The organism is Limnospira sp. PMC 1279.21 (assembly GCF_032349615.1).
GTDB classification, from domain to species: domain Bacteria; phylum Cyanobacteriota; class Cyanobacteriia; order Cyanobacteriales; family Microcoleaceae; genus Limnospira; species Limnospira fusiformis.
The window spans coordinates 19,748-33,800 of the sequence record NZ_JARPLU010000038.1 but is presented as its reverse complement, the minus strand read 5'-3'; the positions used below and the strand labels follow the sequence as shown (position 1 = coordinate 33,800).

The following is a 14,053-nucleotide window of genomic DNA, read 5'->3' as shown; positions in this document are numbered from 1 at the left end:
TCTATCGTCGCATTGTCAGGCAATAGCCGGATAAATGTCGCGTAAATGTATCAGTTACGGGCAAGATACAATCTTCAATTACCAGATTCGCTGCAAATTGCCACGGCATTAGATGCTGGCTGTGAGGCATTTTTGACTAACGACCTGCAACTAAGGCGGATAACAGAATTAAAGATTATTGTTATTAGTCAATTAGAGGTTTAATTAGCCAATGAATGTTAGGCATTTAATTAATATTTTATTGCAGTTTGATAGAGAAACGCAAGCTGTCGTGGCGGAATATGAAGGGGGATTTAATAACATCACCGAGATTCAACCCCAAAAGCTCCGGCTGAATGTTTAAGTAAATCTTTGGAGGTAGGGGCTATGACGATCGCCGCTGAACCTCGCTCAGTGTGCAGGATTATCACCGCACGGTAGAAGTGGAAATGTTGGCTGCTTCGGAGCGTGTAAAATTGATTGACGGGATGTAGCGGTGTTGATACACTAGAAAACAGTAGAGGAACGATTTATTATGGATAATTCTTTGTTAGAACGAATCACGATTAATCCAGAAATCTGTCATGGCAAACCCTGTATCCGAGGGTTGCGCTATCCAGTGGAATTTTTGCTAGAACTGCTGAGTTCCGGTATGACTCATGGGGAGATTTTGGCCGATTATGAAGATTTGGAAGAAGCTGATATTTTATCGGTGCTGCTATTTGCAGCCCGGTTAAGTCAAGTTAAGCGGGTTTATACCCTGGTCTTATGAAATTTCTAGTCGATGCCCAACTTCCCCTGCGGCTGGCTCGGTTCCTTCAAAATGCCGGTTATGATGCCATTCACCCGAGAGATTTACCCGATGAGAATGCTACCCCTGACTCTGCTCTGAATGCTGTGTCAAGGCAAGAAAAGAGGGTTTTGATTACGAAATATGCTGATTTTGTAGAATCTTTTTTGCTCAAAACTGAGCCTTATAAACTTTTGCTGGTTTCTACGGGGAATATTAAAAATGATGACCTAGAAAATTTATTTCAACAAAATGTAGGCCAAATTATAGAGCTTTGGGAACGGCACAGTTATATTGAAATTAGCCGAAATACTCTCATTATTCATCAATGATAAAAAAAGGAAAGAATTGATAAAGCAGTTGGATGCACCGTTTGAGGAAAGTAGGAAACTAGAAGCAGTGATTCGGGAAATTTTGAGGAGGTTAGGGTTATGAGTCCGTTGCTAGAGCAGGTGTTGCAGGAAATTGAGCAGCTTACAATCGAAGAACAGTTGGAGGTGATTAGCCACGCCACAGAACAAGTGAAGCGGCGGACGTTAACCCAACACAACCCTAAACGAAGCTGGCAAGAACTGCGTGGCATTGCTCCCAATTTGTTAAATGGGCAGGATGCTCAGGTGTGGGTCAATCAGTTACGGAGGGAGTGGGATGAACGGGAGAAACGACTTTTTGAGGGGCCATGAAGATTGTTTAAGCGTTATCACGTCAGAGATTGCTAGAATTGCTGCTGATATTCGGGCAAGGTATCGTCTGCAATTACCAGGTGCTTTTCTGATTGCGACGGCATTAGATGCTGGTTGTCAGGCATTTTTGACGAATGATGCTCAACTAAAGCGCATAGCTGAGTTAAAGATGTTGTTAGTCAGTGAGTTGGAGGCGTGAGTAAATGCAGTGGTTGACGAAGAAGTTAGACGACGATTTTAAGGAGTGGGGGCGATTAGAACAATTAATAAAAGTTAATTTAAGGAAACTTAGATATGAATAATTCGTCTTGGACATACTCTAATCTCCAAGATTTAACGGAGAGTACCATTACATATGGAGTGGTCAAGCCTGGAATGGATGATCCAAGTGGTGTCTCATTTATCCGAGGCGGCGACATTACAGGACATTCTATTCAAGTTGAAAAGTTGAGGAAAATTTCTCCTATTGTTTCACAACAATATAAGCGAACAATTTTACAGGGGGGAGAGATTTTGATTTCTTTGGTTGGAACAATTGGTCAAATAGCAATAGTGCCAAATTCTCTTAAAGGCGCAAATATTTATCGTCAAATAGCTCTGGTTCGGTTAAAACCTGGAATTGATACAAGATTCGTCAGATATTTTTTACTGTCTCCTGAAGGACAAAATTCTCTACAAAGCCAAATCCGTGGCTCTGTTCAAAATGTAATTAATCTTAAAGAACTTAAACAAGTTAAAGTCCCCCTTCCCCCACTAGACGAGCAAAAAGCGATCGCCCACATTCTCGGCACCCTCGACGACAAAATCGAACTGAACCAGCAGATGAACCGGACGCTGGAGGCGATCGCCCGTGCCATCTTCAAATCCTGGTTTATCGACTTCGACCCCGTTCGCGCCAAGATGGACGGACGACAACCCGCAGGCATGGATGCAGAAACGGCGGCTCTGTTTCCAGATGAGTTTGAAGATTCGGCCCTGGGTCAAATTCCGAAGGGGTGGGAAGTTAAGACTTTATCTGAATTGGCAAACATTGAAAGTGGGAAACGTCCATCTGAGCGTTCATCAGAGTTAACACAGTATATGAAAACTCCTCTTTTTGGTGGTGGAGGTGTGATGGGCTATGTCAAAGAACCTCTTTATCAAAAACCTATACTAATCACTGGAAGAGTCGGAACATTAGGGATAGTCTATCGAGTTTCCTATCCCTGCTGGGCATCCGATAATACCCTAGTGATTATTCCAAAGGATTTTTTTACCTACGAGTTTCTCAATTTCCACTTAAAGGAAATTAGGTTTGACTCTTTGAATCGAGGCTCTACACAGCCTCTTGTTACTCAAGGCGATCTTAAAAAGCAGAACCTTGCGGTTTCTGATGAAAAAATACTCAAAATTTTCCATCAAATCACAGCTAGTTTTTATCAGAGATGCGATGGCAATAGTTGCGAATCAAGTATCTCAGCGTCAATTCGTGACACCCTCCTCCCCAAACTCCTATCCGGCGAAATCTGCGTCAAAGATGCCGAAAAAGTCCTGGAGGAGGTGATGTGAAACTGCCCAATCCTGAGCAAGCACTGATTCCGTTTGAAAAATTGGAGGGCTATTCACTCAATCCAAATCACTCGGAAGGTCGGCACAAAGCCATTGTATTTCAATCTGCCCTAGGCATTGGGTTAGAAGAAGCGGACGAACTACGGGTCGCTCTGCGCCAAGCTCTCAAAACAGAAGACGCTATCCCAACTAACCGCAATAGTTACGGGCAGAAATACCAGATTGACTTTGAAATGACGCGGGAAAGTAAAAGTGCCATCATTAGAAGTATCTGGATGGTTAGGCAAAATGAAGATTTCCCACGGCTCATCACCTGTTACATTCCCTAGTCCCCAGGAGAACACCCGATGAAACTTTTAGATGTCGTTGCCCTTACGGAAAATTTACCTGACTTTAACCTTTACAAAGGTCAAGTCGGGACAATTATTGAGGTTTACGAACCCGATGTATTTGAGGTCGAATTTGTAGACCTTCAGGGGAAAACCTACGCTTTAGAGACTTTAAGCGTCAATCAACTGATGCAACTTCACTATCAACCACTTCCTCAAACGGCTTGAAGCATCAAAAAGGCTGCTGATTGAATGGGCAGCCCTCTATCAATTTGTTAGAGAAAGTTTCTCAGGTCAACCTAGAGGACTATTTTGGGTCAAAAAATCAGCGATTCCCGGGCAAAATGAGTGAGAGCTTTTCCGAAAATATCCAAGTTTAGGAGGTTGTAACTAAGGGAAATAACTTTAAAATTTCTAGCCATTTAAAAGCAGCAGGTTAAAAACCTCAATTACAAACAGAAGTTGCAAACCGGAGATATTAAATGAGCAATTTTACCGAATCAGAAGTTGAAGAAGCAGCCCTCTGCTACTTTGAAGAACTCGGTTACACTATCCTAAATGGCCCGGAAATCGCCCCAGGGGAACCCAACGCCGAACGAGAAACCGTTGGCGAAGTCATCCTGACCTGTCGCCTCCGTCGTGCGATCGCCCAAATCAACCCTCAGCTACCCGATGACGCAGTAGATGAAGTAATCCGGCAAGTGTTGCGCGCAGACACCCAAAACCTCATCGAAAACAACCGGCGCTTTCATGAGTTCATCATCGAAGGAGTCCCCGTCGCCTACCAACGAGCCGATCGCACAGTAGATGACCAAGCCCGGTTAATTGACTGGAACAATCTCGAAAATAACGACTGGTTAGCCGTCAATCAATTTACCGTCAGCGAACGGCAAAACCGCCGCCCGGATGTGGTCGTGTTCATCAACGGACTACCCCTCGCCGTCATCGAACTCAAAAATGCCGCAGACGAAAACGCTGACATTGAAAAAGCCTTTAACCAGCTTCAGACTTACAAAAAAGATATCCCCAGCCTCTTCACCTATAACGAAGCCCTAGTCATTTCCGATGGCACAACCGCCCGGATTGGGTCTTTGACAGCGGACCGCGATCGCTTCATGCCTTGGCGGACCATTGATGGAGAAGACCTCGCACCCAAAGGCATCCCCGAACTGGAAGTCACTATCCGAGGGGTATTTGAGAAATCCCGCTTTCTGGATTTAATCCATTACTTTATCGTCTTCGAGACAGACGGCGAAACCCTCATCAAAAAGATGGCAGCGTACCACCAATATCATGCCGTCAATAAAGCCGTCGCCGAAACCGTCCAGGCTACCTCTCCCGAAGGCGATCGCAAAGTTGGGGTTGTCTGGCACACCCAAGGCTCCGGGAAAAGCCTGTCAATGGCGTTCTATGCCGGAAAAGTCATCCAGCATCCGGCAATGGCAAACCCGACCCTGGTTGTCCTGACCGATCGCAACGACCTAGACGACCAACTGTTCGGCACTTTCTCCAAATGCGAGAAACTACTCCGGCAAACCCCCATCCAAGCGGATAATCGCCAAGACCTTAAAACTAAACTCCAGGTTGCTGCTGGCGGGGTCATCTTCACTACCATCCAGAAATTCACCCCAGACACCCCAGGGGGAGAGTACGAACAACTCAGCGATCGGCAGAATATCATCTTCATTGCCGACGAAGCCCACCGCTCCCAGTATGGCCTGAGCGCCCGAGTTGTCAAAACCACCGACAAAGAAACCGGCGAACAAGGAGCCTATACCGCCTACGGTTTCGCGAAATACCTGCGAGATGCCTTGCCTAACGCTTCATTCATCGGGTTTACGGGCACTCCCATCGAAGCCACCGACAAAAACACCAAGCAGATTTTCGGCGACTATATCGACATCTACGACATTCACCGCGCCGTTGAAGACCAGGCCACGGTCAAACTTTACTATGAAGCCCGACTCGCCAAAATCAACCTGGATGAGAGCGAAAAACCAAGGATTGACTCTGACTTTGAAGAACTCACCGAAAGCGAGGAGCAATCCACCAAACAGCAACTCAAGCGGAAATGGGCGCAGTTAGAAGCGATGGTTGGTGCAGAAAAACGACTCGCCCAAGTTGCCGGGGATATTATCCAGCACTTCGAGAACCGTCTGGCTGCAATGGAGGGCAAAGGGTTGATTGTCTGCATGAGTCGCCGCATCTGTGTGGAACTCTACAGCCACCTCGTTGCACTGCGTCCTGACTGGCATGATGAGGACGATAACAAGGGTGCAATTAAGGTGATTATGACCGGCAGCGCTGCGGACCCGGCGAGTTTCCAGCCTCACATTCGCTCTAAGAAAGCCCGAGATGCGATCGCCAAACGGTTACGCAACCCCAAGGACCCCCTCAAACTCGTTATTGTCAGGGATATGTGGCTGACGGGCTTTGATGCGCCTTGCCTGCATACCATGTATATCGATAAACCGATGCGCGGCCACAATCTGATGCAGGCGATCGCTCGGGTGAATCGGGTATTTGGTTCTAAGCCTGGGGGACTGGTGGTGGACTATCTAGGAATTGCCGAAGACCTCAAAAATGCGCTCAAAGATTACACCGAAGGCGATCGGACAGAAACTGGCATCCCCATTGAGCAAGCGGTTGCCGTCATGCTGGAAAAATACGAAATTGTGGGGGCGATGTTCCACGGCTTCGATTATTCTAGTTTTCAGACCGGCACCCCACCGCAACGGCTGACCCTTTTGAATAACGCCACCGACTGGATTTTACGTCCCGAGTTTGCCGGAGAGAACGGCATCCAGCGCTACATTCAAGCGGTTACCGAACTGTCCAAAGCCTTCGCGTTATGTTCTTCTGAGGATGAGGCGATCGCTCTGCGAGAAGACTTGGGCTTTTTCCAAGCGATTAAAGCCACCCTCGCTAAACATACGGTCGAAGGGAGCAAGACCAAAGCCGAACTTGATGCGGCAGTGCGGCAAATTGTCACCCGGGCGATCGCCTCTGACCAGGTTATCGATATTTTTGCCACGGGTGGACTCGACAAACCCGAAATTTCCATCCTCTCGGACCAGTTTTTAGAAGAAGTACGCGGACTCCCTCAGAAGAACTTGGCCCTAGAGATTTTGAGGAAGCTGCTCAATGATGAGATTCGGTCGCGATCGCGCCGGAATGTGGTGCAGTCTCGGCAGTTCTCGGAAATGCTCGAGAACACCATCAAGCGCTACCAAAACCGTTCGATTGAATCGACTCAAGTTCTCCAGGAACTGATTGCCCTAGGTCAGCAAATCCGTGAGGCTCACCAACGGGGAGAACAACTGGGTTTGACTGAAGACGAACTGGCTTTTTATGACGCTTTGGAGGTCAATGATAGTGCGGTAAAACTACTCGGCGATGCTACCCTCAAGAAAATTGCTCGCGAACTCGTAACCGCAATTCGCCAAAGTGTGACGATTGACTGGACGGAAAGGGAAACCGTGCGTGCCAAAATGCGAGCTACTGTCAAACGATTGTTGCGAAAGCACGGCTACCCGCCCGACAAACAACCTAAAGCGATTGAAACCGTCATCACTCAAGCTCAAACCCTTTGCCGAGATTGGGCGGCTTGAATGGACTCTCATATCCAACCCTTGATTTCATAAACTTGTATCTAGTGAAACGGGTAGTCCGGGTGAGTTTAGAGACGGTAAAAATTGTGGAAAATTTACCGCCTTTAAATGATATGAACTAAACCAATAGGAAAAATGTACAGAATCGCTGTTATTCATTTTTTTAGGTCCTATCAATGTGGTGGTCAGGACTTTCAGTTTTTATGCAGGGAGTGAGGAATTTGGTAGGGAAAGTGGGAAGCGACAACAACCACAGGAAGAGACTCTACCTAAGTTTTTCCTTCCGATCTGCATAAAAGTCGGGTGTGTCAAAGATAACTACTTTAAAAGCACTTGCAACCTTCGGGAGGTTCTGTAACATGAATTTGACAATCACAGCAGTTTTATTCCTATCTCTGTCCACGCTGAACTTGATTTACGTCCCCTACCAGATCGTCGATACGGAAACTTCACCACTCTTTGTGATCTCAACAATTGATAATGTTGCGCTCTGGTTAATCCGGCTTAACTCTCGATCGCATTAGGGGGAATTGCTGGTCTTGAGACATTCCCCGAATGTCAATTATAATCGTTTTGTCAGGAGAAGATTATGACCTGCCCAATGGATCACTACGGCCGACCTAAATGCCAGATTACCGCCCATCCAGACCACCCCCAGCAGCAGTTTTGTTCCGCCTGTGGCCGTCGTTTTCATCATACCGAAAAATGGAATGATATTTTTTTCTTAACTGTAGCCGTTTTCACATTACTACTCATCGCCATTAATCGACTGCCACAACCCTCCGGCATCACTAGAGAAATTCCCACCCTGGAAAATGCCGAATATATCATTCCCCGGTAATAATATCCTCCTCGGCTTCGGTTTCTTCGATGCCTTCAACCAGTCGCTTGGCTTCAGTTTCCCATTGTTTGAATTTCTAGCAAATCTAACCCCGACTTTAGATCAAGATTAAAAAATGGGCAGCGATCGCCCCCCGGTTCATCACTGGTAGCTGGTGAAATCGATCGCTGGTAACCGTGGGTGTGGGGTGGGCTTGAGAGCCTCAATCCCCACGACGATCAAATTAATTTGCCAGAACCCCCGATCGCCAGTTAAACTCAAAAATACAGTTGTCGATAGAAGTCATGAAAGAGCCACAACCCGATCGCCATCAAAATATTGCTATGATTGCTGGGGTAGCGCTATTCCTTGCCGCGATCGCCGCTGGCGTGACTTGGTGGCGAGTGAGTTTTGACACTGACCAACCCCCACAGATCATATCTCCTGAACCCCCAGAAACAACCGATGCGATCGAAAAAACCGTGAATATTTACTGGGTCGATGAAGCTGATAACCAACTTGTCTGGGTTCCCAACCCCGTCACCCTCACCGTCAGTGCTTCCCAACCCGATACCGTCCTAGCTGCCGCCTTCGATCGCCTACTCTCAGGCCCCCAGGAAGCCAACCAATATAGCGAAATTCCCCCAGGTACTCAACTACTAAATGTGACCGCCACCGAAGCTGGGGCGATCGCGATCGACCTATCGACCGAATTCACCACAGGCGGCGGTAGTGCCTCCATGATTGGCCGTTTAGGGCAAGTAGTTTACACCGCCACCAGTCTCGACCCCCTCGCACCAGTACGGATTTCCGTCAATGGCTTACCCTTAGAAGTCCTCGGCGGAGAAGGCTTAGAAATCCCTCAACCCATTACCCGACAACAGTTTGAACAGGATTTTAGGTAGGTTTCATCAGGCATAAGCTGTGCTTCCCAACCCTTGTCTAATCTTATGTGGCACTTGGTTTTCTGGTAGTTTATATTACAATATTCTTAGTGTTGGGTCCCCATTCACCCCGTCGTCAATTGCCTGATGATGCGGGTCTTCTTGCTAAAACTAGATAAATGCAAAACTTTTAGGAGTTGCTATGGCAAATACCAGTAATTTTCGGCAAGCAATAGCTGAAGCCCAAGGCAAAAAACTTGTAGGCCCTAACGTCATTGCCAATGCCCTCCCCTTTGTGGGAGGTGGTTTGCTTCTCACTGCTGTTGGTTCCTTCGCCGGTCTGAATATCATCAGCACCAACCCGGGCATCTTCATGACCACCTTCTGGGTGGCTTTGATTGCTCAGTTAGCCCTATTTTTTATCGCTAGTAGCGTTCTCGCTAACGATAATAACCAGGTGGCCCTCCCCCTGTTAGCAACCTATAGCCTCATCACCGGATATACCCTCAGTGGCTTGTTATTTGTCACCTTGAGAACTCAAGGTGTTGGCATTACTGGTATTGGTTTTGCTGCTCTCGGTTGCGGTGTCACTTTTATCGCCGCCCGTCAAATTGGGTCTAACCTGTCCGACTCTGATGGTATCGCCCTTACTCAAACCATCAGAATTGGTATTATTGCCCTACTGGTCGCTGTTTTTGGCCAGTTGATTTTGTCGTTTTTCGGCGTTTTTACCCCCACTTGGCTAGAAATTGGTATTTCTGGACTCGGTGTCTTCCTATTCGCTGGGGCTGCGGTGGTAGATTTTTATATTCTCCCCCGCACTTATCGTGATGACCAGCCTATTCCCGCCGCTTTGTCCATGTACCTCACCTACATCAACCTGTTTATCTTTATTTTGCGCTTAATGAATGTTCTTAATCGCAACTAAGTACCCAGTTGATAGCCACGGTTAATCTCACCGACTTTAACCTGGTATAACTACTTCTCCAACTTCTCCAAACCGTAGCTATAATAACCGTGCTACGGTTTTGTTGTGACTTTTTCTGGGCGCAAAAATCGCCCATAATCCTGGTATTATTTGACAGATATACTATGGCTTTTGTTAAGTTGATACAACCGTAAATTACCAGATTTGACTCGGACTCAGCCTCCAAATTGCGCTCAAAAGTTCAGTAAAAATACTGAGGCGATTTAAATCAAAATCTGTTATTTATAGAATAGGACTCAACAGGAAACACCTTAAAACTCAATTAAGGATTCCAATTAACGCTCTTTTAGGTTGGGCGGTGAGTCAACGGGGTTGGTGCTTCCTCCTGGTGGCTGAAAGGAAGTGCCAATTCTTTTACTAATGGAATTGGCAAATTAAACCTGAATTCATTAATCCAGGGTTGAATCTACCATTACACCTTTATGGATTATGAATTATGATGGCAATGTCTCGAAATGTAGCCTTATCTGCAACTGGTGCTTTACAGACGGCGAAAAGGTTAGTTTTTATTGACGCAGACCTAGAACATCCCGAAATTTTGGCTGATGGGGTGAGAAATGGCTTAGAAGCGATCATTCTCGATCGCCATCAAGATGGGATAGCACAGATTGGGGCTATGCTATCTCATTATAGCAGCCTGGGTGCAAAAATTGCCCAGGTTCATATTTTGTCCCATGGCGGTCCAGGCTGTTTATATTTGGGGAGTGGGGTGGTTAACAGCGATACCCTGAAAAGCGATCGCCTTCACGGTTGGCGAAAGGCTTTATCAGAAACGACTACCTTATTCCTTTATGGTTGTCGGGTCGCCGCCGAAACCGGAACCAATTTTATCAATCAGTTAGCAGAAATTACCGGAGCAACAGTCGCCGCCTCTCGGGAAATTGTCGGTGCTGGCTATTGGCATTTGGAATATTCTACCGCGACGGTCGAGTTAAGTTTACCGTTGACGGAAAAAGCGATCGCTTCTTATCGGGGAACTTTCGGCACTATTACCGTCACCAATAACAACGATTCTGGACCTGGTTCTTTACGGGAGGCGATCGCTAATGCCAGTGACGGTTATACTATCACATTCGATAGCAGTTTGTCAAGTCAAACCATTAATCTTAGTCAAGAATTAGTCATTAACAAAAGCATCACCGTTGACGGAGAGTCTGCGTCAGGATTAACCCTAAGCGGTGGCGGAAATACTAGGGTTATTGACATCCAAATAAGTCCTGATTTTATCCCTCCATCAGTCACCTTACAAAATCTAATTATTGCGGACGGTCTAGCCACAGGAGAAGGAGAAGATGGCGCGGGTGGAGGTATCCGCATGGCGAGTCGAACATCTTTAACCTTAGAAAATAGCCAAGTCAACAATAATCGCGCTGAGTTTGCGGGGGGTATTTTAACGGGATTTAGAAGTAATACAACCATCATTAATAGCCAATTTGACGGCAATGATGGAACCGCTGGAGGAAGCGAACGGGGAGGGGGTGCGATCGCCACGAAAAGCGCCGGAACTCTGACAGTAATTGACAGCACATTTACCAACAATAAAGGTATTAATGGCGGCGCAATTAATCACCTGTTAGGAGACTTAACTGTTGAGGGTTCAACTTTTCGGAATAATGACTCGACCCCTGGAGATTTAGGGGGTGATCCATCGGGTTATGGTGGTGCAATTTTTACTGATGGTGCGAATGCGTCAGGAGAGAATTTTGGACCCGGACCTGTGGGGGGAGAAATTCGGATTAGCAATAGTTTAATTGAGGATAATAAAGGTGCTGGACAGGGTGGCGGACTGTTCTTATATGCTTATCCTCCTGACCGTGTAATCATCGAAAATAGCCAAATTATTAATAATGAGGTGGTCGAAAGTAGTCGCGGACAGGCTCTAGGCGGCGGACTGCGACATGGTAATGCAGAGTTAACTATTAACAATACAACCTTTGCTAATAATCGTTCCGAAAATCAAGGTGGTGGGTTGTGGATTGGAGAAACATCTCCAGTGACAATTACCAATACTACTATTTCTGGAAATCGCGCGGAATCAGCGGATGGCTCTGGGTTGGGGGGTGGAATTACCTTCGCCAATGGTACTAATCCCACCAATATTACCAATACTACCATTGCTAATAATTACGCTGGTGGTCAAGGCGGTGGTTTTTGGGGTGGTGGGGATAATGTGACTTTAACTAACACAATTTCCGCCTATAATGTGGCGAATAATCGCGGCAATGATTGGAATATAAACCATCACACAGGAACTACATATAATGATGGCGGTGGTAATATTCAATCGAATGAATTGAACCCTAACGATACCTTAATTACCAGTAACGTTACATTAGCCGATCCACTCCTGGGAGATTTACAGGAAATTAATGGGGTATTAATTCATCCCCTTTTACCTGGAAGTCCAGCGATTGATGGCGGAATTACTGTTAATACAATTACGACAGACCAGCGGGGAGCAACTCGTCCGGTGGATGGAGATAATAGCGGGACAGCGGAGTTTGATGTTGGCGCTTATGAGATGATTCCTACCATCGATGAACCCAGTTTAATTGTTACTAATAATAATGATGCGGGGGAAGGTTCATTAAGGGAAGCGATCGCCAATGCAGCATCGGGAGATACCATTACATTTGCAGCGGAACTCACGGGGGGAAATACTATCACCCTGACGGGAGGACAGCTAGAAATTCCGGTGGGTAAAAACCTGATTATTGACGGGGGTAATAATGCCAATTTAACTATCAGTGGGAATAACATTTCTCGAGTATTTTATCTAAATTCAACCTCAGCGAATCCCACGAGTTTAACCATTCAAAATCTGACGATCGCCAACGGATATACTCCCGAAAGAGGTGGGGGTATTGCGACCACACACCAAGGGATTTTAACAGTCGAAAATGTCACCTTTAACGACAATGTTGCTGACCAGGGTGGCGGGGCAATTTTTAGCGCCTTTGAGGGAAGATTGACGGTTAATGAAAGTGATTTCAATCGGAATAAAGCGATCGCCGGGAATGACGAAAGAGGTGCAGGTGCGATCGCCTTTCGGGGACCCAATGAAATTATCGTCACCGATAGCGACTTTATCGGAAATGAAGGCATTAATGGCGCGGCGATTAATAGCCTAAATGGTCGGTTAACTGTGGAAAATTCCCGGTTTATTAATAATAGCACTACTGCCGCGTTTTACGATACCGGAAATGATAACCCTTCTTTAAGGGGATATGGTGGCGCAATTTACACCGATCGCGCCAGTACATCCAGTAATGATACATCGGGAACGATTACCATTAGGAACAGTTTATTTGAAGGAAATAGCGGACGCGGCGAAGGTGGTGCGGCTTACCTATACACGGGAACCCAAGATAACGTCATCGTTGAATCCAGCGTTTTTAAGGATAATGAAATTCTCCCGCTTCCCGGTGGAAATGGCGGAAATGGTGGTGCGATCGTTCAGATGAACAACGGCTTAAATCAAGGATTTGAAGTCATAAATACAGCATTTGTTAACAACACCGCCGCCAATCAGGGGGGTGGAATTTGGATGATGAATGCGCCGACTGTCATCACTAATACGACCTTTTCGGGAAACCGCGCCGAATCTTTGACGACTTCGGGAAATGGTGGTGCGATGGCTTTATATGGTCCTGCTGATATCATCAACACTACCATTGCGGAAAACTACGCCGGATGGGTGGGTGGCGGTATCGTCGCCTCTGCTGACCAAACGGTTACGGTCCGAAATACGATTTTCTACAAAAATACTGCTGATAACGGTACGAATAATTGGGGGATTCAACAACACACGAACCGCGAATTAGTTGATGGCGGCGGTAACATTCAATGGCTGGAAAAACTCACGAACCTTGCTAATGATTATAACGCGACTGCTACGATCGCGATCGCCGATCCTCTATTGGGTCCCCTGCAACATCAAAACGAAACCTATTTCTATCCGTTATTAGAAGGAAGTCCGGCGATCGATGGTGGTGTCAATGTGGGAATATCCACCGACCAACGCGGCGAACCTCGTCCCATTGATGGTGATGGAAATGGAACTCTTGAATTTGATATTGGCGCTTATGAATTTTCAACCATAACTGAACCGGAACCTGAACCGGAACCTGAACCGGAAGTTGAACCGACTCCTGAACCGGAACCGACTCCCGAACCGGAAGTTGAACCGACTCCTGAACCGGAAGTGGAACCCGAACCTGAACCGGAACCTGAACCGGAAGTTGAACCGACTCCTGAACCGGAACCGACTCCTGAACCGGAACCGACTCCTGAACCGGAACCGACTCCTGAACCAGAGGTGGAACCCGAACCGGAAGTTGAACCGACTCCTGAACCGGAACCGACTCCTGAACCGGAAATTGAACCGGAACCGGAAGTCGAACCGGAAATTGAACCGACTC

The 14,053-nt window shown here is 46.6% G+C and carries 14 protein-coding genes; all 14 read left to right on the top strand.

Translation table 11 applies throughout. From position 1 onward, the window contains the following. The first annotated feature begins 45 nt into the window (after positions 1 to 45). Positions 46 to 204, top strand: a complete 159-nt coding sequence (locus P5683_RS08245; RefSeq protein WP_006625651.1) for a PIN domain-containing protein — start codon at positions 46 to 48, stop codon at positions 202 to 204. 7 nt (positions 205 to 211) lie between these two features. After that, positions 212 to 343 (top strand): hypothetical protein, encoded by a 132-nt coding sequence (locus P5683_RS08240; RefSeq protein WP_006670405.1) that lies wholly within the window; start codon positions 212 to 214, stop codon positions 341 to 343. A gap of 171 nt (positions 344 to 514) precedes the next feature. After that, positions 515 to 751, top strand: a complete 237-nt coding sequence (locus P5683_RS08235; RefSeq protein ID WP_006625650.1) for a DUF433 domain-containing protein — start codon at positions 515 to 517, stop codon at positions 749 to 751. Continuing rightward, the gene (locus P5683_RS08230; protein WP_315639651.1) at positions 748 to 1,101 is read left to right on the top strand and encodes a DUF5615 family PIN-like protein; all 354 of its coding nucleotides are present in this window, start codon (positions 748 to 750) and stop codon (positions 1,099 to 1,101) included. Before P5683_RS08235 ends, P5683_RS08230 begins: the two co-directional genes overlap by 4 nt. Before the next feature lie 99 nt (positions 1,102 to 1,200). Next, the gene (locus P5683_RS08225; RefSeq protein ID WP_315639649.1) at positions 1,201 to 1,452 is read left to right on the top strand and encodes a hypothetical protein; all 252 of its coding nucleotides are present in this window, start codon (positions 1,201 to 1,203) and stop codon (positions 1,450 to 1,452) included. Next, positions 1,439 to 1,651: a PIN domain-containing protein gene (locus P5683_RS08220; protein ID WP_315639648.1), complete on the top strand. Its 213-nt coding sequence runs from the start codon at positions 1,439 to 1,441 to the stop codon at positions 1,649 to 1,651. The genes P5683_RS08225 and P5683_RS08220 overlap by 14 nt, the downstream gene beginning before the upstream one ends. Positions 1,652 to 1,746: 95 nt before the next feature. Beyond that, the gene (locus tag P5683_RS08215) at positions 1,747 to 3,000 is read left to right on the top strand and encodes a restriction endonuclease subunit S (RefSeq protein ID WP_315639646.1); all 1,254 of its coding nucleotides are present in this window, start codon (positions 1,747 to 1,749) and stop codon (positions 2,998 to 3,000) included. Further along, the gene (locus tag P5683_RS08210; RefSeq protein WP_315639645.1) at positions 2,997 to 3,329 is read left to right on the top strand and encodes a DUF6883 domain-containing protein; all 333 of its coding nucleotides are present in this window, start codon (positions 2,997 to 2,999) and stop codon (positions 3,327 to 3,329) included. The genes P5683_RS08215 and P5683_RS08210 overlap by 4 nt, the downstream gene beginning before the upstream one ends. An 18-nt stretch (positions 3,330 to 3,347) precedes the next feature. Beyond that, entirely contained in the window at positions 3,348 to 3,557 is a 210-nt protein-coding gene (locus P5683_RS08205; protein ID WP_006625643.1) for a DUF4926 domain-containing protein, read from the top strand. 254 nt (positions 3,558 to 3,811) lie between these two features. Next, on the top strand, positions 3,812 to 6,940 hold the full coding sequence (locus tag P5683_RS08200; protein ID WP_315639644.1) for a type I restriction endonuclease subunit R: 3,129 nt from the start codon (positions 3,812 to 3,814) through the stop codon (positions 6,938 to 6,940). 589 nt (positions 6,941 to 7,529) lie between these two features. Continuing rightward, positions 7,530 to 7,781: a hypothetical protein gene (locus P5683_RS08195; RefSeq protein ID WP_231296385.1), complete on the top strand. Its 252-nt coding sequence runs from the start codon at positions 7,530 to 7,532 to the stop codon at positions 7,779 to 7,781. 284 nt (positions 7,782 to 8,065) lie between these two features. Next, on the top strand, positions 8,066 to 8,665 hold the full coding sequence (locus P5683_RS08190; protein WP_006625638.1) for a GerMN domain-containing protein: 600 nt from the start codon (positions 8,066 to 8,068) through the stop codon (positions 8,663 to 8,665). Positions 8,666 to 8,846: 181 nt separating this feature from the next. Beyond that, positions 8,847 to 9,572, top strand: coding sequence for a Bax inhibitor-1 family protein (locus P5683_RS08185; RefSeq protein ID WP_046319695.1), 726 nt, complete (start codon positions 8,847 to 8,849; stop codon positions 9,570 to 9,572). 496 nt (positions 9,573 to 10,068) lie between these two features. Beyond that, positions 10,069 to 14,053 (top strand): DUF4347 domain-containing protein (locus tag P5683_RS08180; RefSeq protein WP_315669435.1); only part of this gene is annotated, 3,985 nt, incomplete at its 3' end.